This window comes from Methylosinus sp. shoA (assembly GCF_059718125.1).
Map to the genome: position 1 here is coordinate 468,121 of NZ_AP046091.1, position 25,412 is coordinate 493,532.

Sequence of the window (25,412 nt, forward strand, 5' to 3'; positions counted from 1 at the left end):
ATGACCAGCACGTCAGCCGCCGCCGGCGCCCCGGGCGATATTTCGGGCCTTTCGCTGAACGCCCTCGCCGCGCTCGCACGAAAGAAGCGGGCGAGCGATCAGACCGACGCCCTCCCGAGCGCCGATCCGGTCGAGCCGGATCTGTCCTTCGCGCAGGAGAGGCTCTGGTTCATGGACCGGCTCGTTCCGGGCAATCCGTTCTACAACCTGCCCTTCTGCATCGAGATCGAAGGGCCGCTCGACGTCGGCGCGCTGGTCGGCGCGATCAACGACGTCGTGGCGCGCCACGAGCCCCTGCGCACCATCTTCCCGGCGGGAAGCAGCTCGGCGCGCCAGAAGATCCTGCCGGAGCTCGTCATCGACGCGCCGCTCGAAGACCTGCGCACGCGAAGCGCGGAAGAGCAGGAGGCGATCGTGCAGGCCGCGATGCGGGCCGAGGCGGCGACGCCCTATGACATCGCCGCCGGGCCGCTCCTGCGGGCGCGGCTGTTCCGCCGGGCCGACGATCTTCACGTCCTCGTCTACGGCTTCCACCATATCGCCTTCGACGGCTGGTCGATCACGGTGTTCAACAGCGAGCTGATGGCGTTCTACGCGGCGCGCGCGCACGGAACGGCGATCGCTCCGCCGGCGCCTCGCCGTTACGCGGATTTCGCGCTCTGGGAGCGCAGGCAGCTCGACGGGCCGCGCCGATCGGAGATCGTCGAATATTGGCGGGCGCGGCTCGCCGGCCTCCCGCCTCTTCAGCTTCCGACCGACCGCCGGCGGCCGCCCGTGCAGACCTTCGCCGGCGGGACCGCCTTCTTCCGCTTGTCCGCGGAGAGTCGCCGGGCGGTGGAGGCCATGGCCCGCGGCATGCGGGCGACGCCCTTCATGGTCATGCTCGCCGCCTTTCAGGCCGCCATGGGGCGTTGCGCCGATCAGGAGCGCTTCGTCATGGGCGCCTCGATCGCCGGCCGCACCCATCCGGCGACGCAGGACATGGTCGGCTTCTTCGTCAATAATCTGCCGATCCGCTGCGATCTTTCCGGCGAGCCGAGCTTCGCCGCGGTCGTGGAGCGCGCGCGCGACGAGCTTCTGGAGACTGCTCCTCGCCAGAGCTATCCCTTCCAGGATCTCGTCGACGCGCTCGAAGGCGGGCGCGACCTCAGCCGGAACGCCGTCTATCAGGTTTCTTTCACCTATCAGCCGGCGCCCTTGAGCGGCGCGTCCGTGGCGGGGCTCGCTCTGCGGTCCGTCCCGGTGCGGACGGACGCGACGCATATGGACTTCGAGGTCCTCGCCTGGCCCGACGGCGACGAAATCCTGTTCTGCATCATCTATGCGAGCGACCTGTTCGACGAGAGCTCGGTCGCGCGCTTCTTCGAAGCATTCCGCAGGACGCTGGAGACGGGGCTCGCGGAGCCGGATCGGGCGATCTCCGAGCTTCCCGTCGCCGCGCCGGAGGAACTCGCCCGCTGGGCGAGGATCGACGGGCCGCCGCCGACTCGGGGCGCGCCCGTCTGGGAGGTCGTCTCCGGCCAGGCGGCTCGCCGCGGGAAGCAGGACGCATTGATCCTCGCGTCCGGGCGGCGCGTGAGCTGGGACGCCCTGATGGAGGAGGTCGCGCGCTTCGCCGACTCGATTTGGGCCGTCTCCCCGAAAACGGGGCCGGTCGCGATCCGTCTTTTTCCTGGACTGCCTTATGTGAGCGCGATTCTCGCGGCGCTCCGCCTCGGACGGCCCTGGATTCCCGTCGATCCGCGCCGGCCGCAGGAGGCGGTCGAGGACATGCTTCGAAGCGTCGGCGCCGAGGTCCTGCTGACGGACCGGGCGCTATGGGGTGGAGCGAGCGATGCGGAAGCCGGCTTCGTCATGCTCGACGTCGACGCGTTGCCGGCGGGAGCGGCTCCGCCGCCCTATCGCAGGCCGACGGACGAGGACCCGATCTTCATCCAGTTCACCTCCGGCTCGCTCGGACGGCCGAAACCGGCGGAGATCAATCACGGCGCTTTCGCGAACCGCCTTCCCTGGGCGCTGTCGGCGACCGAGGTCGGCGAGGGCGAGCGCGGCTGCCTCAAGACATCGCCCGCCTTCGTGGACGCGGTCGGGGAGCTCTTGGACTCCCTCGCGCTCGGCATGACGCTGGTCGCGCCAGATCCGGACGTGGCGCGCAGTCCCCGGGAGCTGCTCCAGCTCATCGAGAGCGCGGGCGTCACCCGGCTCATGGCGACCCCCTCGCTCGCCGACGCGATGCTCGAGGTTCTGGGCGATCGCGAGCTGCCGCTGCGCCATCTGATCCTCGGCGGCGAGAATGTGCGAACGGATCTCGCCGCGCGGCTGCTGGGCGCGTTGCCCGAAGGCGCGCGTCTCGTCAACTTCTACGGCTCCACCGAGCTGACCTCGGACGCCGCCTTTCACGTCGTCACGAAGGATGATCTCGCCGCCGGCGCGGTTCATGCGCCGATCGGAGGTCCCCTGCCGGGCGTCGCCATCTGGCTGCTCGATTCCAGAGGGCGCCTCGCCGCTCCCGGCGCTCCCGGAGAGATCCATGTCAGCGGGGCCAATCTCGCGACGGGCTATCGCGGCGCGCCGGACCTCACGCGCGCGGCGTTCCGCGATTGGCGGACGCCCGAGGGCGAGACGATCCGGCTCTATGCGACCGGCGACATCGCCACCCGCCGAGCCGACGGAAAGCTCGTCTGCCTCGGCCGGCGAGATCATCAGATCAAGATCCGCGGCATGAGGATCGAGGCCGGCGAGATCGAGACGCGCCTGCGCGAGCATCCCGACGTCGCCGACGCTCTCGTGACGCTGCGGCGCGGCTCCAGCGGAGCGGACGACCGGCTCCTCGCCTATGTGCTCCGACGCGCCGGCGCCGAATGCGCGACGCAGGCCCTGCGGGCTCATCTCGCGCGTTTCCTGCCGCAGAGCGTCATGCCGGGCGCCATGGTGGTTCTCGACGCCTGGCCATTGACCGGGACGGGCAAGATCGATCGCCACGCGCTTCCGGAACCCTCGACGACGGGCGTCGAAGGCGCGGCGCCGAAGCCTCCGGAGAACGACCTGCAGCGCGCTCTTCTGGCGATCTGGCGCGAGGCGCTCGGACGCGAGGACATCGGCGTCAACGACAGTTTCTTCGAGGCCGGCGGCAACTCCCTCCTGCTGGCGCGCGTGCATCACAGAGTGTGCGGCCTCGTCGGCCGCGACGTGCCGCTCACCGCGCTGTTCCAGCACCCGACCATCGCGAGTCTCGCGGACCGGCTCGCGGCGGCCGACGGCCCGCCGGGGGCTTCCTCCGACGAAGCGCTCCGGCGGGCCGAGGCGAGGCGTCAGGCGCTTCGCGGCCGCCGGCGCTCCAGCGCGGCGGGAGGCGGCGCATGAGCTCCTTCGAACTCGCGGAGGCGGGGCGCGGCGGCGTCGCGATCATCGGAGTCGCCGGCAGATTTCCCGGAGCGCCCGACGCGCCGGCGCTGCGCCGCATGCTGGCGGACGGGCGCGGCGGCTATCGCGATCTCGCCCCGGAGGATCTCGCCGGGACGATTCACCGCGACCTCGCGCGGAACCCGGATTACGTGCCGGTCACGCTGGCGCTCGACGGCTACGACCTCTTCGACGCGGCCTTCTTCGGCTATTCGCCTCGGGAGGCGGCCTTCATCGATCCGCAGCAGCGGCTGATGCTCGAATGCGCCTGGCACGCATTCGAGCAGGCCGGCCGCGTCCCGGGAGATGCGCCCGACCAGCGCACGGCCGTCTTCGCGAGCTCCAGCCAGAGCGGATATTATTCGGCGCACATCCTGCCCTTCATCGTGCGCGGCGAGGCCGACATGCTCGACGGCGCGATCGGCGCCGACAAGGACTATGCGGCGACCAGGATCGCCCACAAGCTCGGTTTGACCGGGGCGGCGATCGGCGTGCAGACGGCCTGCTCCTCGTCGCTCGTGGCGGTTCATCTCGCATGCCAGAGCCTGCTCGGTTTCGAGGCGGACCAGGCCCTCGTGGCCGCCGCCTCGATCCCGGTCCCTCTGGGACTGGGCTATCTGAAGCAGATCGCGGGCATACGCGCCCATGACGGCCGCTGCCGCCCCTTCGACGCCGACAGCTCGGGAACGGTCTTCGGCGCCGCGGCGGCGGCCGTCCTGCTGCGGCGCGTCGAGGACGCGGTCGCGGACGGCGATCCCATTCTGGCGGTGATCCTCGGCAGCGCGGTCACCAATGACGGAGCGCGGCGGCTGAGCTTCACCGCTCCCGGCGTCGACGGCCAGGCCCGGGCGATCGCCGAGGCGCTGACGGTGGCGGGCGTCGACGCGGCCGAGGTCGGCTATGTCGAATGCCACGGCACCGGGACGCAGCTCGGCGATCCGGTCGAGATCGCGGCGCTCGATCAGGCTTTCAGATCGGCATCGTCGGATCCGGCCGCGCTGCGACCAGGACGCTGCGTCATCGGCTCGATCAAGAGCAATATCGGTCATCTCGACGTCGCCGCCGGCCTCGCCGGCCTGATCAAGGCCGCCTTCTGCGTCTTCGACGGCGTGACGCCCGCGACCGTGAATTTTTCGCGCCCCAATCCGAAATTGGGGCTCGAGCGGACCCCCTTCCGGGTCGCGGCGTCGACACGAGAGTGGCGCGCGCCGGGCGGCCGTCGCGTCGCGGGCGTCAGCTCCTTCGGCTTCGGCGGCGCCAACGCGCATGCGGTGCTCTGCGAGGCGCCGCCGTCCCTCCCGTCCCGCCAGGAGCCCGAAACGGGACTGCAGCTTCTGGTGGCGAGCGCCGCCGACGCAGAGGCGTGCGATCGACTGTGCGCCGCCCTCGCGAGCCGGCTCGCTGGAGGCGAGCCGCGGCTGGCGGACGCGGCGTATACGCTCGCGGTCGGGCGGAAGACGCTGCGCCACCGCCGCTTCGTCGTGGCCTCGTCGGGCGAGGAGGCGGCGGCAGCCTTCGCCCGCGCCCGCGGCGCGGATGCGCCGGACGAGCCGGCGAAGATCGCCTTTCTCTTCCCGGGCCAGGGCGTGCGTCATCGAGGCGCCGCCGCCGAGCTCGCCGCGCGGGAGCCGACGTTCCATCGTCATCTGGACGAGGCGCTGGAGGCGGCGCGCGCCGCCGGCCGCCCCGACATTCACGCGCTCCTTTTCGAAGCCCGCGCCGGCGAGCCCGCCGACACGGCGCGCGCGCAGCCCGCCATTTTCGCGCTCGAATATGCGCTCGGACGCACGCTGATCGACTTCGGCCTCGCGCCGGACGCGATGATCGGCCACAGCGTCGGCGAATATGCCGCGGCCTGCCTGTCGGGACTGTTCTCGCTCGGCGACGCCAGCCGGCTCGTCGCCGCCCGCGCCGCCGCCATGGCCGATTGCCCGGCAGGAGCGATGGCTCTCCTGGCCGCGCCGGAAGAGGCGGTGACGGCGCTCCTCTCAGGGCGTCCGGACGTCGGCGTCGCGGCGGTCAATGCGCCGGAAGCCGTCGTCGTCGCCGGCGACGCCGCCGCCGTGGCCGCGGTCCTCGCCGAGGCGCGCGCGCGAAGCTGGCCGGCCCGGCCGATCGACTCGTCGCGCGCCTTTCACAGCCCGGCGATGCGTCCGGCTATCGAGCCAATGAGGATGGCCTTCTCGTCGGTCGGCTTCGGCGCTCTCGCCATTCCGATCGTCTCGACGGTCACGGGCAGATTGTTGACGACGGCGGAGGCGTCGACGCCCGAATATTGGCTCCGCCAGATTCTCGAGCCCGTGCGTTTCCGCGACGCGGCTGCGGCGCTCGATGCCGACGAGAGATGGACCTGCGTCGAGGTCGGACCGAGCGGAGGGCTCGCGCGCTTCGCCGCCGCCTCCCGGGACGACCGCTCTGGTTCCGCGCTGCTGCCGGGCTCCGCCGGCGCCGGAACAAACGACCATCGCCGCTTCCTGGAGACGATCGGCGAATTGTGGCGGGCGGGGCATCGGATCGATTGGGCGGCCTTCGCCGACGGCCGGCCGACGGCGCGCAGGCTCGGCGACCTGCCGCTCTATCCCTTCGCCCGGGACCGGCATTGGCTGCCCGACGCCTATGATGCTCTGCTCGGCGCATTCGGCGCGCCGATCGCTTCGCCTCCGGCCTCGCCCGCGCGTGAGCGAGCGAGCCTGCATCGGATACGCCCCGGCGGCGCCGGCGAGAGCGTCCCTCCGCTGTTCGGCGTCGAGACGCGGCTCGCCGCGCTGTGGGAGGATCTGCTCTTCATCCGGCCGATCGGCCGCGACGACGACGTGTTCGCTCTGGGGGCGGATTCGATCCTGATCCTCCAATTCGTGAAGCGCGCCCGCGACGAAGGGCTGTCGATCGAGCCGGCCGACGTGTTCGAGACGCGCGCCGTCTCGGCGCTCGCCGAGCGGCTCGAAAGCCGCTCCGCCGCCCGACCGCCGTCGTCTCGGCGCCCGCCCGCCGCGGGCGGCTTGTCGGGGGTCTCGGAGACCGATCTCGCCGGCCTGATCGCGCAGACAGGAGGAAATCGACATGGCTGACGCGTCGCATCTCGAAGACGTCCTGCCGACGACGCCGCTCCAGCAGGGGCTGCTCTATCACGCGCTGGAGAGCGGGGATTCGAGCCTCTATCTGGAGCAGTTCGGCTTCACCGTCGAAGGCGCGTTCGACATCGAGCGCTGCCGGGACGCCTGGGCGCGCCTGATGGTCCGCCAGCCGTCCCTGCGGACGTCGTTTCATTGGGAAGGGCTCGAGAAGTCCTATCAGGTCATCCATCGCGAGGCCGCGCTCGATTTCGCCTTCGAGGATCTCTCGGCGCTGAGCGAGACGGATCGGACGTCCAGGCTCGCCGCATGGCGGTCGCTGGACCGCTCGAGAGGATTCGGCGTGGATCGCGCGCCGCTCTTCCGTGTGACGGTCCATCGTCTCGGCGCCGAGCGGCACGAGGTCACGCTCAGCCTGCATCATGTGATCGCGGACGGCTGGTCGCTGACGCTGCTGACCCGCGAGTTCGCGGAGATCTACGCGGCCGGCCGTTCGCCGGAATCCGTCCCGGCGCCGTCTCTGCGCGGATATGTCGAATGGCTGGCGCAGCAGGATCGCGACGCCGCGGCGCAATTCTGGCGCGCGCGGCTCGCCGAGGTCTCCGCGCCGACTCCGGCTCCGCTCGCGCGGGAGGCCGCCGCGGAGCGCGAGGCCGCGAGCGGCCTCCTGACCTTCGCTTTGGAGGAGAGCCGGAGTCTGCGTGAGGGAGCGCGCCGCTTCGGCGTCACCGAGAGCACTCTGTTTCTCGCGGCGTGGGGGCTGCTGCTCGCACGCTATAATCGCCAATCCGTCGTCGTCTTCGGCGAGACGGTGGCCACGAGGCCGCCCGATGTCGAGGGCGTCGACACGCTGGTCGGCCTCCTGCTCAATGTTCTGCCGGCGGTCGTGCCCGTGGAGGAAGACGCGCCGGTCGGGGACTGGCTGAGGGAGATCCAGCGGCGGCAGGCGGCGACGCGGCGCTTCGATTATTTCCCGCTCGCCGAGATGGGCGCGCTCGCCGGCCTCAGAGGAACCGGCCTTCTCGATACAATGGTCGTCTGGGAGAATCAGCCCGGCGGTCCCGCCGTCACGACGCCCGGGGCCCCTCGCGTGACGGGAACGAGCTTCTACGATCGCAGCAGCTATGCCCTGATGCTCGCGGGCTATCCGGGCGAGCGCGTCGTGCTCAGGATGAGCTATTCGCCCTCCCGCTTCGCCGCCGACGTCGTCGACGGCCTGTTGCGGCAGATGGCGCATCTGATGCTGTCGCTGGCGGAGGGCGGCGATCGTCGCGTCGGCGATCTGGGGCTCGCGCCCGAGCCTGTCGACGCGTCCTCGGCGCCTCTGCGTCCGACGCGCTGCGATTTATGGGCGCGCTTCACCGAGCTGGCGGATCGAGATCCGTCGGCGCCCGCCCTGATCATCGCCGAGACCGGAGAAACGGTCACGCGGGAGAAGCTGACGGAGCGCGCCAAGCTGATCGCGGCGCGCGTTCTCTCCGTTCGTCCGAATGTCTCGGCGCTGGCCGTGCGTCTTCATCCCGGCCCTGATCATGCAGCAAGCGTTCTCTGCGCCCTGCTGCTCGGCATTCCCTGGCTGTCGATCGATCCGCGCCGCCCGGCGCAGGCGGTCGCGGAGAGGCTCGCGGACGAGAGGGCTTCGTGCCTGCTCACGACCGACGACCTCTGGGAGGCGGGCCGGGACGAGGGGTTCGACGTCATTCGTCTCGATCGCGAGACCGGTTCGAAGCTGCCGCCGCCGCAGCGACGAACGCCCGCGCCGCAGGACGTCGCCTGCGTCGTTTTCACCTCCGGATCGACGGGACGGCCGAAAGCAGTCGAGCTGACCTTCGCCGGCCTCGCGAACCGCATCGATTGGATGGCCCGTCGCTTTCCGCCGGACGGGGAGCGCCTCGGCTGCCTCAAGACGTCTCCCGCCTTTGTCGATTCCGTCTTCGAGCTGCTCGGACCCCTGCTCGACGGCCATCCCGCGCTCGCGCCGGATCCGGACATCGCGCGCGATCCGCCCGCGCTCGGCGCGCTGGCCGCCGAGCGTGGCGTCGGGCATCTCGTCGTCACGCCGACCTATCTCATCGCCATGCTGGCCGCGGAGGCGGAGCCGAACGATCGTCTCCGCCTGCTTCAGATCAGCGGAGAAGCCCTGTCGCCATCGACCGCGAAACATGCGCGCGCGGCGTTCCCGCTGGCGACGATCGTCAATCTCTACGGCTCCTCGGAGACGACCGCGGACGCGACCGTCGAGATCCTGCAGGGCGACGAGCGCGTCGTATCGATCGGCCGCCCGATCGACGGAGCGGAGGTCTTCGTGCTGGACGAGCGCGGCCTCCAGGCGCCGCGCGGCGCAGTCGGCGAGATCCATGTCGGCGGGCTCTGTCTCGCCAGAGGATATCGCGGCGAGCCGGAACGAACCGCCGCGGCGTTTCACGAATGGACCGGCCCCGACGGGCGGACGCGCCGGCTCTACGCCACAGGAGACCTCGGCTCGGTCGAGGAGGACGGCCGGCTGCGCTATCGCGGCCGCAAGGACCGCCAGATCAAGATTCGCGGCGTCCGAGTCGAGCCGGAGGAGATCGAGCTCCTGCTCCGAAGCCATCCCGGCGTGACCGAGGCGCTGGTCGTCACGAGTCCGTCGGAGACGGGAGGACGGCTCGTCGGCTATGTCGCCGCCCCGGCGGCGCGCGGCGACGAGGGCGCGTTGCGGCGGTCCCTGCGGGAGCTGCTGTTGCGCCGCCTCCCCTCCGCGCTGGCGCCGGAGGCCTTCGTCATTCTCGACGCCATGCCGCGCTCGGGGACCGGCAAGCTGGACCTCGCGGCCCTGCCGCCGCCGATCTTCGCGCCTTCGGACGGACAACGGCGCGGCGGCCCTCCGGCGACGCGGACGGAAATCCGGCTGGCCGAAATCTGGCGAAAGGTCCTCGGCGTGGAGGATCCCGGCGTCGAGGATGATTTCTTCGACTGCGGCGGCAATTCGATCCTGATGACGCAGCTCTGCTTCTCGGCGCGACGGGAGTTCGCCGTCGACTTTCCGCTGCGCGCGGCCTTCGAGGCGCCCGACATTCGGCGCCAGGCCGCGCTGATCGACGCGCTTCTCGCCGGCGCTGCGCCGGCCGCGGCCGCTTCGTCCACGCTCGATCTGGAGCAGGACGTGAGGCTGGCCGACGATGCGCTCGGACGACCCATGGCCTCGGCGCCGGCATGGACACGCGGCGGCGGAACGATCTTCCTGTCCGGCGCACAGGGATACATCAATGCCCGGCTCCTCTCCCGCCTGCTCGACGGCGCGGCCGATCGCGTCCTGTGTCTCGCGCCCGGAGGCGACGACGACGAGGCGTTGGTGAATCTGAAGCGGCATTTGAACAGTTTCGGCCTGCTGACGGCCGCCCGCGCCGCGCGGCTCGCTGCGATCGCCGGAGATCTCGCTCGTCCCAAGTTCGGATTGGGCGAGGAGCGCTGGCGCCGCATCGCGAAAGAGGCGGACGCGCTGTTCCATACGGGCGTCGCCATCAACTTCGTGCTGCCATACGAACGGCTGCGCGATTCCAATGTTCTCTCCACACGTGCGATGATCGAGCTCGCGACGACGGAGCGCGCGAAGCCGCTGCATTTCGTCGGCAGCGTCAACATCGTCGATCATGGCGGAGCGACGCCCGGATGCGCGGCGGTGGACGAGACCGCGGCGCTGTCCTCGTGGCGGACCTTGCCGAACGGCTATCTGCAGGCGCGCTGGGTCTCGGACCGGATGATGCGGCGCGCCATGACACGCGGCCTCGCCGGCTCGGTCATGCGTCTCACCACCGTCTGCGGCGACCTTGTCGAGAACCGTCCCAATCCGGAAGATTTCTTCTGGCGCGTCGTCACCTTCGTCATCGAGCTCGGCGCGGCCCCCGATGGCGAGCGCCCGCTCGCATTCACCCCGATCGACGAAACCGTCGCGGCGGTGATCGGCCTCGCCGGCGATCCCCTCTCGCTTGGCAAAGCGCATCATCTGTGCGGCGAAACGTCATTGCGCTGGCGCGACGTGGCGCGCGTGCTGAACCGGATGGGCTATTCGGCGGCGCTGCTGCCGGGACCGCAATGGGTCGCGCGCGTGCGCTCGGAGGCGGCGAGACATTCGGAGAGTCGCCTGTGGCGCGAGATCCTGCCGATCGTCGGCGACGTCTGGCGCGATCACGAGAGCTTCATCCCCGTCCATTCGGACATCACGCGCCGCCGGCTCGGCGAGCTCGGCCTTCCCCTCCGAGCGATGGACGAGCCGCTGCTCGAGGCCAATCTCCGGCGGCTCGTTCATGACGGCGTGCTGCCGCGCGCCTTCGCTTCCCTCGCCGGATAAGGATCGAACATGACCGCATCGACGACACCCTTTCCCGACATCGGCCGCTCGCCCTGGTTCAGCCGCGTCGCGCGTAGCGACGCAGCGCGGGCGCGCCTCGTCTGCCTGCCTTTCGCCGGCGGCGGCGCCGATTTCTATCGCAGCTGGAGCGATTGGCTTCCGCCCGGTCTCGAAGTCTGGCCGGTTCAGCCGCCCGGTCGCGGCGCCCGGATGATGGAGAAGCCGCATGAGGACGTGTCGGCGATGGTCCGTTCGATCGTCGAGGCAGCCGCGCCTCTGCTGGACGACCTGCCGGTCGCGCTGTTCGGGCACAGCATGGGGGCGCTGCTCGCCTTCGAGCTCGCGCATGAGCTCGTCGCGCGCGGCGCGCCGGCGCCGAAGCTGCTCATCCTGAGCGGCCGCCCGGCGCCCGCCTGGCGTCTGCCACGGATCCGGCATGTCATGACCGACGCCGAGCTGCTCGGCGAACTGAAGTCCTTCGCCGGCACGCCGGCCGAGGCGCTGAACAATCCCGAGCTCATGGAACTCATGCTCCCGACGATCCGCGCGGATTTCAAGCTGGTCGAGACCTATCGCCGTCCCGGCGGACGACCCCCGCTCGGCATTCCGTTCTTCGTTTGCTGCGGCGACGAGGACGAGCTCGCGCCGGCGGCGTCGCTCGAGGGCTGGAAAGAAGAGACCGCTGCGGCCGCCGAAATTCAGATCTTTCCGGGCGGACATTTCTATTTGGCGGGACCGCCCGAGGCGGTTCGGCGCGCCATTCGCGGCGCGATCGCGGACCGCCTTCCGGAGCCGGCGACAATCGGCCAAACGACAGGCGTTCCGGCGCCGCACGAAAATATTTCATGAAAGAAGGAGATGCAGAGATGCTTCAGGTCGTCAGAGCAAAGCTTCACGGAATCGCCGTCACGGGCGCCGATCTCGACTATCACGGATCGATCACGCTCGATCCGGATCATTGCACCATGGCGGGTATCCGTCCGCTGGAATTCGTCGATATTTTCAACAAGAACAATGGAGCGCGGTTCTATACTTATGTGATCTTCGGAGAGGCCGGCTCCGGCTGCTGCGTGCTGAACGGCGCCTCCGCTCGGCAATGCCAGAAGGGCGATCAACTGATCATCTGCGCCTCCTCCTACATCCTGGAGGAGAGGCTCTACGACGTTCGCCCGAAGGTGTTGACCTTCGCCGCCGACAACATGGTGAGCGAAATCTTGAGCTACGAGGTCTTCGAAAGCGAAAAGCGGCCGTTCGATTTCGCCATGAGGATCGAGGAAACCGCAGATGCGGGACGCCAGATCGGCCGGGTCGACGTCAAGGCCTTCCGCGAGGATCTGCGCGCGCGTGGGCTCGGCGACCATGCGGTCGCGGACATCATCGCCCGCCATTTGAAAGCCGTCGCGTGAGGCGGGCGACCCGCCGCGTCTCCGGCTGGCGCAGAAGGCCATGAGCACACAACGATCGTCCGCCGAATCTCGGATTCGAAGTGAGGCGATCGTTGAGCTCTGAGAGGCATGGCCCAGCGTCTATCGCGCAGAAATGGTTGCGAAGTCGGCGCTGGGAAAAGGAGACCGTCACTTCGAGCGCACGGGTTCGACGCCTCACATCCGCGACGCGCCTTTGCCTTTCGCCGCAGCTTTTCTGGAACGGCAACGCGAGTGATCGGAATTGGAGACCAGAAGCGAGTCATCTCCGCTGTCCGTCCTCGAAGGGATGAGTCGAAGCTCCCTTGCGCCGGTCAAGGACACGATATTGCCATCCTACAGAATGCGCGGCGCCGCTACCGAAGCGAGGCCTCATTAATCCTCGCCGTGGCAATCGAGGCTCCGATGTTTTTGTCATGCGGCAGGAACAACTCCGCGGCGGCTCTCGTTATGCACGAAATCCGATCGAGGAGGAGAAGGCATGAGACTCCGTGGATATCTGGTGGCGGCGGCGACGCTGCTGGCGACAGCGGCTTGGAGCCAGGCGACGGCTCCCGTCCAATATCTCTCCATAGCGCCCGATGCGCTTTTCACGTCCAAGGTCGTGGGCCTCGACGTCTATAATCAGAACAATGAAAAGATCGGCGAAATTGCCGACGTCGTGCTCGAACGCGGATCTCTCGAGGGGTATGTGCTCTCGGTGGGCGGCTTCCTGGGCCTGGGCGAACGTTATGTCGCGGTGCAGCCGTCGTCCATCGCTCTCAAATATGACGAGCCGGCGCAAAAATGGCGCGCCACGGCGAACGCCACCAAGGATCAACTCAAATCGGCGCCCGAGTTCAAGTATCACTCCCGGTGGAAGGGTTGAGTTTTTCACCCGATGCCTCTGCGTGTGAAGTTGCATGGAATAAGGACCCCGCTTTGGGGGTGATTTGCATCCAATCGGGACCCCGGGGCTGAGGGTTCACACTGGCCTCCTGATGTGAGGGAGGCCGAGATTGGAATGCTCGTTGTGGAAACGATTGCGAAGATTCGCCGCGCCTATTTTGTCCAGAAGAAGCCGATCAAGGAGATCTGCCGGGACCTTCACGTGTCGCGGAAGGTCGTGCGGAAGGTGGTCCGCTCGGAAGCGACTGAGTTTCACTATCATCGCGAGACGCAGCCGCTTCCCAAGATCGGCCCCTGGCGCGAGCGGCTGGACGCGCTTTTGTCGGAGAATGAAGGGAAAGCGTCTCGCGAACGGCTGACGCTCGTGCGGCTCTACGAGGAGCTGCGCGGTTTTGGTTACGAAGGCAGCTACGCCGCCGTTCGTCGTTACGCGGTCGGTTGGCGCAAGGAGCGCGGAGCCGCCGAGGCGCAGGCCTATGTGCCGCTGAACTTTGCGCCGGGCGACGCCTATCAGTTCGACTGGAGCCACGAGATCAAGCCTATGCCGACCGCGTCGTCATTCGACAGGACGGGGTTGTCGTCGGCGAACATTGCCGTCGCTTCGGACGCGAAGAAACAGCCTATAATCCTTGGCATTACGTGCCTGTCCTTGCGAAGAAGCCCGGCGCTCTGCGCAATGGCGCGCCGTTCAAGGACTGGGTCCTTCCCGCCGCTATGGAAAAAATCCGGCGCAAGCTCGCCGGCTCGGCCAATGGCGATCGGCAGATGGTGAAAATCTTCGCCGCCGTTCTCGACGACGGGCTGCCGGCGGTCGAGGCCGCCTGCGCCGAAGCGCTGGATCAGAGCGTTCACTCCGCCGACGTCATTCTGAACATACTCGCACGGCGCCGCGATCCCGGTCCGCCAGTGACCATCCTCACGCCGGACGCGCTGCGACTGAGGCGCGCGCCGCGCGCCGACTGACCAACCAGTACCAGAGATAGCGCTGTTCGACAGCTTTTGGTCGAAAGACGTGAAACTCGGTCGAGCCTGCGGCATACCCCAAAGGCAACCCCGTCACGGGCGCCACCTTACCGTTCTCCATGCAGGGTGTGATCTTTGCGAAGATCACGTCACCTTCCATGAAACGGACGTAGCCCTTCGCAACTTCATTGACGGGCCGACGGATAGAGAGGTCGATCTGGCCTGTTTCTTCTGAGACAGCCGCCATTGGCACGAAGGGGATCGACTCCGTTCCTGAGAGGCAATCGAGGCTCGTGGTCGGGTTAATGTCGGCTATCTCCGCATACTTAGCCCACACCCATCCTTCCGGCAGTTCCCACGGCCCATCCCCGCGCGCCGCCTCGCCGCCCGCAGCCTTCGGCTTCGCCTCCACGAGCGTCATGCCGCCCAATCCGTTACCAGCAGCCCCGGCACGCGCTCAAACTCGCGGCGGTTGAGCGTCACCAGCGCTGCGCCGCGCCGCCGCGCCTGCGCCGCAACGAGATAGTCGAAGGGACCGATCGGCGTCCCCTGCCGTTCGAGGAACGCCCTTATGTCCGCCGCTTCGCGCGCATCCTCGGCGTCAAACGCCGGCTGGCCGATCCCGGCGGACAAGAAGCCGTTGAGGAGGGCGCGCGCCTGTTCGACTCGGTCGCTCTTGGCGATTCCATATTCGAGTTCGAACAGCACGATCGCCGGGACGATGAGCGTCGTTCCCGCCATAAGCTCATTCTCAAGCCGCGTGGCGATCCAGGGCTTCCGCTTGTTCAAGGCGAAGATGACGATGTTGGTGTCGAGACAAAACATCGTCCGCGTCAATCGAATGAGATCGAGTCGTCGGGCTCGAGCGGCGGATCGTCGGGCAGACCATCGGGCAAGAAGTCCCGCGCGCCCAAGGCGTCGAGCCGCGCGCGCCAGGCCTCCACGTCGAACGGCTCCTTTTTCAAAGGCTCCAGGATCACCTTGTCGCCCACCTTGCTGACTCGCACCTCTTTCCCCTCGAAGCGGAATTCCTTGGGCAGGCGCACGGCCTGGCTGCGGCCATGCATGAACAGCTTGGCGGTCGCTTTCCCTTCGATGGGCTTGTCGGCGCTCGCGGTCATCTCGCGTCTCGGTTGAATGGCGTCTATCTGTGATAGATATCATGCGACCAGAGCATCGGTCAATTCGTCGAGAAGCGCAGGCAGGCGCGCGCCGAACAAAGCGCGCGCCCGGACGATTCCGCCGCGGGCGGCGAAATCCGGTGCGTCCATGACGTCCTGCTGCCTGATCTCGATATTGACCGCAAGATGATCGCGGATTGCCGTGAGCCATTCTCTCTGCTCGTCGCTATAGACGCGGCCCGCCTTTTCCTCTCGGCCGAGCCACAGGTTGAAGCGGCCGGCGACGACCGACGGCAGCGGCTCCAGCGCCTCGCTCTCGCTGAGCGCATAGCGCACGAGCATGACGATGTCGGCCAAAGTGCCGGCCGGGTTTCCGTGCGGATGCGAAAGACCTCGAAAGCGACATTCACGCCGTCCACGACGGAGCGCTTCGAGGGATCACGCCGCTGCGCCGCATGCGCCCGATAGCTGGACGGGGCGATCGGCAAGACCTTGCAGATCGGCTCGACCCCGTAGCTGTCGCGGTTCTCGTCGATGAAGGCGATCATGGCTTCGACCGGCGGTCGAGCTCCGCCTGGGCAAAATAGGCCGACGCCTTGCGCAAAATCTCGTTGGCCTGCCGGAGTTCGCGGTTCTCCCGCTCCAGCGCCTTTAAGCGCGCCCCTTCGTCGGTCGTCAGACCGGCGCGCGATCCGGCGTCGCGCTCCCCTTGCCGGACCCACTGCGCAGCGTCTCCCCGGTGCAGCCGAACTTCGAGGCGATCGAGTTCAGCGCCGCCCATTCCGACGGATATTCGCCGCGATGCTCCTGAACCATCCGCACCGCCCGTTCGCGGACCTCAGATGAAAATTTGTTCGTCGTCTTCTTTGCTTCCATGACCCCAGTCTCTCAAGAGTTGGGGCCTCCGGCATACCCGGGGCGGTTCAGGCGTTGTTCGGACGTTGACTTGCGTCACGAGCGGGCCGCTCGAAGCGGCGCAGTTCCCCGGCGACGCCGTGCGCCGCTATCGTCCCTGCGCTGCGAGCGCATGTGCGCAGCCCCGTGGCGAGCGCGCCATGACGCCGAGCCATGTGACCCACGAACAGCCGAGACATCCCATGGCGAGCGTCGCCATGGGACGCTCGCCAGGTTTTTTCGAGGAGCCGCTTCGATCTCGTTCGAAACACGATTTTTGCGCGCAGGACGGGAACCGTCGACGCGCCCGGCGGTTGGGCCGAACACGCCGCTCATTCGAGCGGACGCCCGCTCAGGGAGAAGATCATGCCGATCCAATCGACTGAGCAGCTCCTTGTTCACGAGCTGCAGAGTATTCAGGACGCCGAGACGCAGGCCGCTCGAGCGCTCAAGGCGCATCTCGATGAGGTGGACGACGATGAGCTCTGCGAGCTTCTGGAACGTCGTCTGAAGGAGGGCGAGCAGGTCCTGCGGGACGTTCGCAAGTCGCTCGACAAGTTCGACGGAAAGGGTCGCGGAAAGGAGAACAAAGCCGCACGGGGGCTGATCGAGGAAGCCGAAAAGACGGCGGACGACGTCGAGTCGCAGGAAATCAAGGAGGCGGTCATCATCGCAGGAGCGCAGAAGCTCGAGCACTATTGCATCGCCGCCTGGGGCACGGTGAAAGCGATCGCCACCGAGCTGAGCGAAGACGAGTTGGCGAAAGCGATGGAGCGCGCGCTCGACGAAGGCTACCGCTGGGACGAGGAAATGTCGGAGTTGGCCGAAGGCGCGATCAATCCGGCTGCGCTCGAGAGCGAAAGCGAAGAGCCGAAACAGACAACCGCCTCGCAGAAGGGCAACGCGCGACGCGACGGGCGCAAAAAATCCAAGTGAGGAGCGACCACGAGAGCAGGACTTGACGTCGCACGCGTCATGCGCCGCCGACATCGGAAGCAGAATCACGCCGAGTCCCGGCCGGCGCCGCCGACCGCCCGCCCTCAATAAGCGCGGGCGATCAAAATTAATAAGCGCGGGCGATCAAAATTTCCTCCGCCGCCGCGCGGCCGGTGAAGACGCAAGTTCCGCTCGCCGGGCCCTGGCCGAGCGGGATATTGCGCAAGGTCAGCTTCAGCGCCTTCAGCCGCGCTTCCACCTCCTCGAGCTCCGCGCCGGTCGGCCGCGCCCAGGGAGCGCGCACCCAGCCCTTGAAGGAAGCGGCCTCGTCGTCCTCGGCCGCTTTGCCGAAATAATCGGCGATGTCGTCGAAGCTCGTCAGATCGGCGCGAATATTGGCGTCGAGCCGCGCCTTCGCCTCCTCGAACAAATTCCGCTGAATCTCGGCGAGCAGCGCCGGCGCCTGGGCCAGGAACTCCGCCCGAGGCAGGGCGGCGGAGACGATCTTGTCGCCGTCGCGCAGCCTGTCGCGGCGGATCATCGTCACCATGCCGCTCGCGGCGTCGCGCGGGCCGATCTCGAGGATGATCGGCGCGCCGCGCCGCGCCCAGTCCCAGCGCTTGTTGGCGGCGCGGATCGGCTTCTTGTCGACATGGGCGCGCAGAGGCGCCTTCAACGCAAGGAGCCCGTCCAGCTCCGCCTTCAGCGCCTCGCAATAGCCGAGGACCTCGGCGTCCTCGGGCTTCTCGCGCAGCATGGGGACGATGACGATCTGCTTGGGCGCGATGGCGGGCGGCAGGCGCAGGCCGTCGTCGTCGCCATGGGTCATGATCACGCCGCCGACGAGGCGCGTCGAGACGCCCCAGCTCGTGGTGTGGCAGAATGAGAGCTCGCCCGAGGCGCCCTGGAAGCGGATGCCCTGCGCCTGCGCGAAATTGGTTCCGAGATAATGCGAGGTGCCGGCCTGCAGGGCCTTGCCGTCCTGCATCATGGCCTCGATCGAAAACGTGTTCACGGCGCCGGGGAAACGCTCGTTCTCCGGCTTCTCGCCGGCGACGACCGGCAACGCCAGGACGTCTTCGACGATCTGCCGATAGACTTCGAGCATCTTCAGCGTCTCCTCGCGCGCCTCGGCCTCGTCGGCATGGGCCGTGTGGCCCTCCTGCCAGAGGAATTCGCTGGTGCGGAGAAAAAGCCGCGTGCGCATCTCCCAGCGCACGACATTGGCCCATTGGTTGACGAGCACCGGCAGATCGCGATGTGAACTCACCCAGCGGCGGAAGGCGTCGCCGATGATGGTCTCCGAGGTCGGCCGCACGATCAGCGGCTCCTCGAGCCTCGATTCGGGGTCGACGACGAGCTTGCCGTCTTGCGCTTTCAGCCGGTGATGGGTGACGACCGCCATCTCCTTGGCGAAGCCTTCGACATGGCTCGCCTCCTGAGCGATGAAGCTCATCGGGATGAACAGGGGGAAATAGCAGTTCTCGTGGCCGGTCTCCTTGATGCGCCGGTCGAGCGCGGCCTGGATCAGCTCCCAGACGCCATAGCCCCATGGCTTGATGATCATGCAGCCGCGCACCGGGCTCGTCTCGGCGAGATCGGCCTCGGCGACGACCGCCTGATACCATTGCGCGAAGTTTTCTTCTCTGGTGACCGACAGGGCGCGTTTCATCTTGGCCTTCGGGATGCGAGTCTCAGGGCTTCGACCCGAGAGATAGCCCAAGCTTGCAGTCATGGCGAGCCGCGCGACCAAGAGCGCAGCCGCTCGTTCGGGTCACGGCCGAGGCGCGTCGTCCGGCCAGAAGTCGGCCGCCGTGATGTCTTCGAAACTCCAGGGACAGGCCGCAGGGAAGACGTCTTCCCCGAAGCCCGTTTCCCGCTGGGCCCCGATGAGCGCCAGCTCGTAGCCTTCGACCATCGCCGCGTCCAGCAGGGCCTTCAGGCTCGGATTGTCCTCGAGATGACGCTTTATGCGCAGCCTCTGCTCGCGAATGCTGAGCCTCCAGCTGTTGCCGCGGAGCCCGGGCTGATAGCGCCATTTCAGCAAATGCGCGAGCAAAATCGCCAGCCGGCTCACCAGCTCCCGCTTCTCGCTGCGGCCCATGCTCTCGATCTCCTCGGCGATATTCTCGATATCGGCCGCCTGGAGCGCGCCGGCGCGCAGAAGCGCCGCCTGTTCTCGCGCCCAGGCGTAGAAATCGGTCTCGTAGAGCGGGCTCTGAGGCATATCGCTTTCCCCGTCACGACATTCACGAAGAATACACGACATCCCCGCTTCGCGCGACGCATTCGCCGTCTTCGCGCTTTGGGTATATAGTCCCGCGCGAGCCTCCCATCGGTCCCGTGAGGCGCGAGCGGAGCTTATGGCGCGCAAGTGATCGACAAGCTGGAATTCTTCATCACCGTCGCCAAGGAGCGCAGCTTCTCCCGCGCCGCCGAGCTGTGCGGCGTCACTCAGCCCACGCTCTCGGCCGGCATCAAGCAGCTCGAGGACAGTCTCGGCGTGCTGCTCGTCAACCGCTCCTCGCGCTTCCACGGCCTCACCGCCGAGGGCGAGCGGGTGCTGGAATGGGCCAAGCGCATCGTCGCCGACGCGCGGGCGATGCGCCAGGAGGTGCGCTCGCTGAAGGAGGGACTGGGCGGCCAGTTGAAGATCGCCGCCATCCCCACCGCCCTCACCATGATTCCGGCGCTGACGACGCCCTTCCGCGAAAAACATCCGGGCGTCCGCTTCACGATTCTGACCAGCTCCTCGACCGATATTCTGTCGATGCTCGACAATCTCGAGATCGACGCCGGCCTCACCTATCTCGACAATGAGCCGCTGGGACGCGTCAGGACGGTCCCGCTCTTCTCCGAGCGCTACCGGCTGCTGACCTCGGCCGAAAATCCACTCGGCAATCGCGACAGGGTCACATGGGCGGATGTCGGGCGCATTCCGCTCTGCCTGCTGACGCCCGACATGCAGAACCGCCGCATCGTCGAGCGGCTGATCCGCGACGCCGGCGGCGAGCCAGAGCCCGCCCTCGAGTCCAATTCGGTGATCGTGCTCTTCGCCCATGTGAAGACCGGGCGCTGGGCCACTATCCTACCCGAAAAGCTGGCCGACTCCCTGCGCGTCACCGCCCCCTTGCGGTCGATCCCCATCGTCGAGCCCGAGGCCGTCCACGAGATCGGATTGGTCGTTCCGCATCGCGAGCCGACCATTCCGCAAGTGGCCGCGCTCGTGCTGGAGGCCAAGAAACTCGCCAAAAATCCGTCGGCTGCGGATTTATAGGCGCGACCTATCGTCTAACGATTCCAGGTTATTGATCGAAAGCCGGTTTTGCTGCACTGTTACGGAAATTACCTAAAATGGGCGGACGTCGCCCGTCCGGGTCCGCTCTATAAGAACGGGGAAGAAATGTCTGGCGCTGTTCCATGGAACGAGGCGCGGGCGCAGGAGATCATCGACGCCCATCTCGGGCTCGAGGGGCCTGCCCTGCCCATCCTGCATGCCATTCAGGAAGAGTTCGGCTATGTGCCCGAGGCGGCGGTGCCGCAGATCGCGCAATCGCTGAACATCTCCCGGGCCGAGATGCACGGCGTCGTCACCTTCTACCACGACTTCCGCCGCGAGCCGGCTGGCCGCCATGTGCTGAAGCTGTGCCGCGCCGAGTCGTGCCAATCCATGGGCTCGGAGAAAATCGCCCGGGATTTCCTCGAGCGCCTGAAGCTCGAATGGGGCGCGACGACCAATGACGGCTCGCTGACCGTCGAGGCGATTTATTGCCTCGGCCTCTGCGCCCACAGCCCCGGCGCGCTGTTCGACGGCGAGCCGATCGGCCGCGTCGACGCCGAGCTGCTGGACGAATTGGCGGCGGAGGCGCAAAGGTCATGACCAAGGTCTATGTTCCTCGCGATATGGCGGCGCTGGCGGTCGGCGCCAAGCGCGTCCTCGCCGCGATCGAGAAAGAGGCCGCCGCGCGCGGCGAGACCATTCAGATCGTGCGCAACGGCTCGCGCGGCCTGCTGTGGCTGGAGCCGCTGGTCGAGGTCGAGACGCCCGACGGGCGCATCGGCTACGGCAATGTGAAGCCCTCCGATATTCCTTCGCTGTTCGACGCCGGCTTTCTGAAGGGCGGGGCGCATCCGCTCTCGATCGGCAAGGTCGAGGAGCATCCCTATTGGGCCAAGCAGACGCGTGTGACCTTCGAGCGCGTCGGCGTGATCGACCCCGTGAATCTCGACGATTATGTCGCCCATGGCGGCGGGCAGGGTCTCGCCAAGGCTTTCGAGATCGGCCCGGCCAAGGTCATCGAGGAAGTGACGAAATCCGGCCTGCGCGGCCGCGGCGGCGCGGGCTTCCCGGCCGGCATCAAATGGAAAACGGTCGCCGACGCTCCGGCCGATCGCCGCTATGTCGTCACCAACGCCGACGAGGGCGACAGCGGCACTTTCGCCGACCGCATGGTGATGGAGGGCGATCCCTTCGTTCTTCTCGAGGGCATGACGATCTGCGGCTACGCCATCGGCGCGAGCAAGGGCTTCATTTATCTGCGCGCGGAATATCCGCAATGCGCCGAGGTGCTGACCGAGGCGCTCGCGGCCGCCCGCAAGGCCGGCTGGCTCGGGCCGAATGTGCGCGGCTCCGGTTTCGCCTTCGACATCGAGCTGCGCATCGGCGCCGGCGCCTATGTCTGCGGCGAGGAGACCTCGCTGCTCGAGAGTCTCGAGGGCAAGCGCGGCATCGTGCGCGCCAAGCCGCCGCTGCCGGCGCATGTCGGCTTCATGGGCCGTCCGACCGTCGTCAACAATGTGCTGACGCTCGCCACCGCGCCCGCCATTCTCGCCAAGGGCGGCGAATATTACGCCTCCTTCGGCGTCGGCCGCTCGCGCGGCACCATGCCGCTGCAGATCGCCGGCAATGTGAAATATGGCGGGCTCTACGAGACGCCCTTCGGCCTGACGCTCGGCGAGATCGTCAACGACATCGGCGGCGGGACGCTCTCCGGCCGGCCCGTGCGCGCCGTGCAATGCGGCGGCCCGCTCGGCGCCTATGTGCCGCCGTCGCTGTTCGGCACGCCCTTCGACTATGAGGCGTTCCAGAAGCACGACAGCCTCATCGGCCATGGCGGCCTCGTCGTGTTCGACGATACGGTCGACATGGCGCAGATGGCGCGCTTCGGCATGGAGTTCTGCGCCATCGAGAGCTGCGGCAAATGCACGCCCTGCCGCATCGGCTCGACGCGCGGCGTCGAGACGATCGACAGGATCGTCGAAGGCGTCGACGTCGAGGCGAATATCGAGCTCTTGTCCGATCTCTGCCACACGATGAAATTCGGGTCCCTCTGCGCGCTCGGAGGTTTCGCCCCATATCCTGTCGAGAGCGCTCTTCGTCATTATCCGGAAGATTTCCGCAAAGCGACGCTTCCCGCCGCCGCCGAGTGAGGAGCACAGCCATGAGCCTCGTCAAAGAAATCGATTACGGCACGCCCGCGTCGAAGTCCGAGAAAGACGTCACTCTGACCATCGACGGCGTATCCGTCACCGTGCCGGAGGGCACGTCCATCATGCGCGCGGCGATGGAGGTCGGGACCGAGATCCCGAAGCTCTGCGCCACCGACAGCCTGAAGGCCTTCGGCTCCTGCCGTCTCTGCGTCGTCGAGATCGAGGGCCGCTTCGGCACGCCGGCCTCCTGCACCACGCCGGCGCTGCCGAACATGGTCGTTCATACGCAGACGCCGCGCCTGAAATCGATCCGCCGCGGCGTGATGGAGCTCTACATCTCCGACCATCCGCTCGACTGCCTGACCTGCGCCGCCAATGGCGATTGCGAGCTGCAGACCATGGCCGGCGCGGTCGGCCTGCGCGACGTGCGCTATGGCTATGACGGCGCGAATCACGTGTTCGCCCGCAGCCGCGTCGACGGCAAGGCCAATTTCGAGTGGAAGCCGAAGGACGAGTCGAACCCCTACTTCACTTACGATCCGTCCAAGTGCATCGTCTGCAATCGCTGCGTTCGCGCCTGTGAGGAAGTGCAGGGCACTTTCGCGCTGACGATCGACGGCCGCGGCTTCGACAGCCGCGTCTCGCCCGGCGCGGGCGAAGCCTTCATGGAGTCGGAATGCGTCTCCTGCGGCGCCTGCGTGCAGGCCTGCCCGACCGCGACGCTCACCGAAAAATCGGTCATCGCCATCGGACAGCCGGAGCATTCGGAAGTCACCACCTGCGCCTATTGCGGCGTCGGTTGCACCTTCAAGGCCGAGATGCGCGGCGAGGAGATCGTCCGCATGGTCCCCTGGAAGGACGGCAAGGCGAACCATGGCCATTCCTGCATCAAGGGCCGTTTCGCCTATGGCTATGCGCTGCACAAGGAACGCGTCACCACGCCGATGATCCGCGACAAGGCGACGGATCCCTGGCGCGTCGTCTCCTTCGAGGAGGCCATCGCCTTCGCGGCCGATCGCTTCAAGAAGATCATCGAGACGCATGGCAAGCGCTCGGTCGGCGTCATCACGTCCTCGCGTTGCTCCAATGAGGAGACTTATCTCGTCCAGAAGCTGACCCGCGCCGGCTTCGGCAACAACAACACCGACACTTGCGCGCGCGTCTGCCATTCGCCGACGGGCTACGGCCTCAACCAGGCCTTCGGCACCTCCGCCGGCACGCAGGACTTCGACTCGGTCGACGATTCGGACGTCATCCTGGTCATCGGCGCCAATCCGACCGATGCGCATCCGGTGTTCGGCTCGCGCATGAAGAAGCGCCTGCGCGAGGGCGCCAAGCTCATCGTCGTCGATCCGCGCCGCATCGACCTCGTGCGCTCGCCCCATATCGAGGCGGATTATCATCTGGCCTTGCGGCCCGGCGCCAATGTCGCGATCGTCACCGCGCTGGCGCATGTGATCGTGAAGGAAGGCCTCGTCGACGAAGCCTTCGTGCGCGAGCGTTGCGACTGGGACGAGTTCCAGGATTGGGCGGCCTTTGTCTCCGAGGACCGCAACAGCCCCGAAGAGGTCGAGAAGCTCTCGGGCGTTCCGGCCGAGGACATTCGCGCGGCGGCGCGTCTCTACGCCACGGGCGGGCGCGCGGCGATCTATTACGGCCTCGGCGTCACCGAGCACAGCCAGGGCTCGACGACGGTGATGGCGATCGCCAATCTCGCCATGGCGACCGGCAATCTCGGCCGCCGCGGCGTCGGCGTGAACCCGCTGCGCGGACAGAACAATGTGCAGGGCTCCTGCGACATGGGCTCGTTCCCGCACGAGCTGCCGGGCTATCGCCACGTCTCCAACGACGCGGTGCGCCAATCGTTCGAAGAGGCTTGGGGCGTCACGCTCGACAATGAGCCGGGCCTGCGCATCCCGAACATGTTCGACGCGGCGATCGCGGGCGAGTTCAGAGGCCTCTATTGCCAGGGCGAGGACATTCTCCAATCCGACCCGGACACGAAGCATGTGTCGGCGGCGCTCTCCGCCATGGAATGCGTCATCGTGCAGGATCTCTTCCTGAACGAGACCGCCAATTACGCCCATGTCTTCCTGCCGGGCGCGAGCTTCCTCGAGAAGGACGGCACCTTCACCAATGCGGAGCGCCGCATCCAGCGCATCCGCAAGGTGATGAGCCCGAAGAACGGCTATGGCGACTGGGAGATCACCCAAATGCTCGCCAAGGCTTTCGGCCTCGACTGGAACTATGCGCATCCGAGCGAGATCATGGACGAGATCGCGCGGCTGACGCCGACCTTCAAGAACGTCTCCTATGAGAAGCTCGACAAGGACGGCTCGGTGCAGTGGCCGTGCAACGACGCCTCCCCGGAAGGCATGCCGATCATGCACATCGAAGGCTTCGCCCGCGGCAAGGGCAAATTCGTCATCACCGAATATGTCCCGACCGACGAGCGGACGGGACCGCGCTTCCCGTTGCTGCTGACGACCGGCCGCATCCTCTCGCAGTACAATGTCGGCGCGCAGACCCGCCGCACCGAGAACAGCCAGTGGCATCCCGAGGATGTGCTCGAGATTCATCCGCACGACGCCGAGCTTCGCGGCGTGCGCGACGGAGATTGGGTGCGCATCCAGAGCCGCGCCGGCGAGATCACGCTGCACGCCAAAGTCACCGACCGCGTGGCGCCGGGCGTCGTCTACACCACCTTCCATCACCCACTCTCGCAGGCGAATGTGGTGACCACCGATAATTCGGATTGGGCGACCAACTGCCCCGAATACAAGGTGACGGCGGTGCAGATCTCGCCCTCCAACGGCCCGACGGAATGGCAGGAGCAGTACCGCGAAATGGCCGAGAACGCCCGCCGTGTCGCGGCGGAGTGATATAGGGCCGAATCGATGTGAGCGCTTCCTTCTCCCACTCGTGGGAGAAGGTGGCCCGGCGCAGCCGGGTC

17 protein-coding genes, 2 pseudogenes and 1 other annotated feature are annotated in these 25,412 nt (G+C 67.4%); of the genes and pseudogenes, 12 read left to right on the forward strand and 7 right to left on the reverse strand.

All coding sequences use genetic code 11. The annotated features are described in order from the left end of the window. The 7 genes and pseudogenes from AC6IW9_RS02220 to AC6IW9_RS02250 all read left to right on the forward strand — a co-directional run bounded on the left by AC6IW9_RS02220 (nucleotide 1) and on the right by AC6IW9_RS02250 (nucleotide 14,078). Nucleotides 1–3,363: a non-ribosomal peptide synthetase gene (locus AC6IW9_RS02220; protein ID WP_497768610.1), complete on the forward strand. Its 3,363-nt coding sequence runs from the start codon at nucleotides 1–3 to the stop codon at nucleotides 3,361–3,363. Then, nucleotides 3,360–6,470 carry a type I polyketide synthase gene (locus AC6IW9_RS02225; RefSeq protein WP_497768612.1) on the forward strand — a complete coding sequence of 1,037 codons (3,111 nt, stop codon included), beginning with the start codon at nucleotides 3,360–3,362 and terminating at the stop codon, nucleotides 6,468–6,470. Before AC6IW9_RS02220 ends, AC6IW9_RS02225 begins: the two co-directional genes overlap by 4 nt. Continuing rightward, nucleotides 6,463–10,803 carry a condensation domain-containing protein gene (locus AC6IW9_RS02230; RefSeq protein ID WP_497768615.1) on the forward strand — a complete coding sequence of 1,447 codons (4,341 nt, stop codon included), beginning with the start codon at nucleotides 6,463–6,465 and terminating at the stop codon, nucleotides 10,801–10,803. The genes AC6IW9_RS02225 and AC6IW9_RS02230 overlap by 8 nt, the downstream gene beginning before the upstream one ends. Before the next feature lie 9 nt (nucleotides 10,804–10,812). Next, nucleotides 10,813–11,652: a thioesterase II family protein gene (locus AC6IW9_RS02235; protein WP_497768619.1), complete on the forward strand. Its 840-nt coding sequence runs from the start codon at nucleotides 10,813–10,815 to the stop codon at nucleotides 11,650–11,652. A gap of 17 nt (nucleotides 11,653–11,669) precedes the next feature. Further along, nucleotides 11,670–12,209 carry an aspartate 1-decarboxylase gene (locus tag AC6IW9_RS02240; protein WP_497768622.1) on the forward strand — a complete coding sequence of 180 codons (540 nt, stop codon included), beginning with the start codon at nucleotides 11,670–11,672 and terminating at the stop codon, nucleotides 12,207–12,209. A 499-nt stretch (nucleotides 12,210–12,708) separates the two neighbouring features. Continuing rightward, a complete protein-coding gene (locus AC6IW9_RS02245) occupies nucleotides 12,709–13,095 on the forward strand; it encodes a PRC-barrel domain-containing protein (protein WP_497768624.1) in 387 nt (128 codons plus the stop codon). A gap of 135 nt (nucleotides 13,096–13,230) precedes the next feature. After that, nucleotides 13,231–14,078 (forward strand): annotated as a pseudogene (locus AC6IW9_RS02250) (IS21 family transposase). Here the strand turns inward: AC6IW9_RS02250 and AC6IW9_RS02255 are convergent. From AC6IW9_RS02255 to AC6IW9_RS02275, 5 genes and pseudogenes are all read right to left on the reverse strand, one after another. Then, complete coding sequence (locus tag AC6IW9_RS02255; RefSeq protein ID WP_497768627.1) at nucleotides 14,032–14,499, reverse strand: restriction endonuclease subunit S; 468 nt, start codon at nucleotides 14,497–14,499, stop codon at nucleotides 14,032–14,034. The pseudogene AC6IW9_RS02250 and the gene AC6IW9_RS02255 overlap by 47 nt on opposite strands. After that, nucleotides 14,496–14,903, reverse strand: a complete 408-nt coding sequence (locus AC6IW9_RS02260; protein ID WP_497768630.1) for a PIN domain-containing protein — start codon at nucleotides 14,901–14,903, stop codon at nucleotides 14,496–14,498. Before AC6IW9_RS02260 ends, AC6IW9_RS02255 begins: the two co-directional genes overlap by 4 nt. Nucleotides 14,904–14,911: 8 nt before the next feature. Further along, a complete protein-coding gene (locus AC6IW9_RS02265) occupies nucleotides 14,912–15,199 on the reverse strand; it encodes an antitoxin (protein ID WP_497768632.1) in 288 nt (95 codons plus the stop codon). A gap of 39 nt (nucleotides 15,200–15,238) precedes the next feature. Continuing rightward, nucleotides 15,239–15,556: a type I restriction-modification enzyme R subunit C-terminal domain-containing protein gene (locus AC6IW9_RS02270; protein WP_497768635.1), complete on the reverse strand. Its 318-nt coding sequence runs from the start codon at nucleotides 15,554–15,556 to the stop codon at nucleotides 15,239–15,241. Nucleotides 15,557–15,624: 68 nt separating this feature from the next. After that, nucleotides 15,625–16,075: pseudogene (locus AC6IW9_RS02275) on the reverse strand (transposase); the annotation flags it as partial. Further along, nucleotides 15,673–15,789: a sequence feature (AL1L pseudoknot), on the reverse strand. (Overlaps the previous pseudogene by 117 nt.) Before the next feature lie 384 nt (nucleotides 16,076–16,459). Between AC6IW9_RS02275 and AC6IW9_RS02280 the strand changes: the two are divergent. Beyond that, complete coding sequence (locus tag AC6IW9_RS02280) at nucleotides 16,460–17,029, forward strand: YciE/YciF ferroxidase family protein (protein WP_497768638.1); 570 nt, start codon at nucleotides 16,460–16,462, stop codon at nucleotides 17,027–17,029. Nucleotides 17,030–17,156: 127 nt separating this feature from the next. Here AC6IW9_RS02280 and proS read toward each other — a convergent pair whose 3' ends face one another. Then, nucleotides 17,157–18,701: a proline--tRNA ligase gene (gene proS, locus AC6IW9_RS02285; protein WP_497768640.1), complete on the reverse strand. Its 1,545-nt coding sequence runs from the start codon at nucleotides 18,699–18,701 to the stop codon at nucleotides 17,157–17,159. 102 nt (nucleotides 18,702–18,803) lie between these two features. Continuing rightward, nucleotides 18,804–19,256 carry a DUF29 domain-containing protein gene (locus AC6IW9_RS02290; protein ID WP_497768642.1) on the reverse strand — a complete coding sequence of 151 codons (453 nt, stop codon included), beginning with the start codon at nucleotides 19,254–19,256 and terminating at the stop codon, nucleotides 18,804–18,806. Between the two features lie 147 nt (nucleotides 19,257–19,403). On the opposite strand from AC6IW9_RS02290, the gene AC6IW9_RS02295 reads away from it, so the two are divergent. The 4 genes from AC6IW9_RS02295 (at nucleotide 19,404) to fdhF (ending at nucleotide 25,341) form a co-directional block, all read left to right on the forward strand. Continuing rightward, on the forward strand, nucleotides 19,404–20,306 hold the full coding sequence (locus AC6IW9_RS02295) for a LysR family transcriptional regulator (protein WP_497768645.1): 903 nt from the start codon (nucleotides 19,404–19,406) through the stop codon (nucleotides 20,304–20,306). A gap of 126 nt (nucleotides 20,307–20,432) precedes the next feature. Next, a complete protein-coding gene (locus AC6IW9_RS02300; protein WP_497768648.1) occupies nucleotides 20,433–20,909 on the forward strand; it encodes a formate dehydrogenase subunit gamma in 477 nt (158 codons plus the stop codon). Next, a complete protein-coding gene (locus AC6IW9_RS02305) occupies nucleotides 20,906–22,459 on the forward strand; it encodes a formate dehydrogenase beta subunit (RefSeq protein ID WP_497768650.1) in 1,554 nt (517 codons plus the stop codon). Before AC6IW9_RS02300 ends, AC6IW9_RS02305 begins: the two co-directional genes overlap by 4 nt. 11 nt (nucleotides 22,460–22,470) lie before the next feature. Beyond that, nucleotides 22,471–25,341: a formate dehydrogenase subunit alpha gene (gene fdhF, locus AC6IW9_RS02310; protein ID WP_497768653.1), complete on the forward strand. Its 2,871-nt coding sequence runs from the start codon at nucleotides 22,471–22,473 to the stop codon at nucleotides 25,339–25,341. The last annotated feature ends 71 nt before the right edge of the window (nucleotides 25,342–25,412 follow it).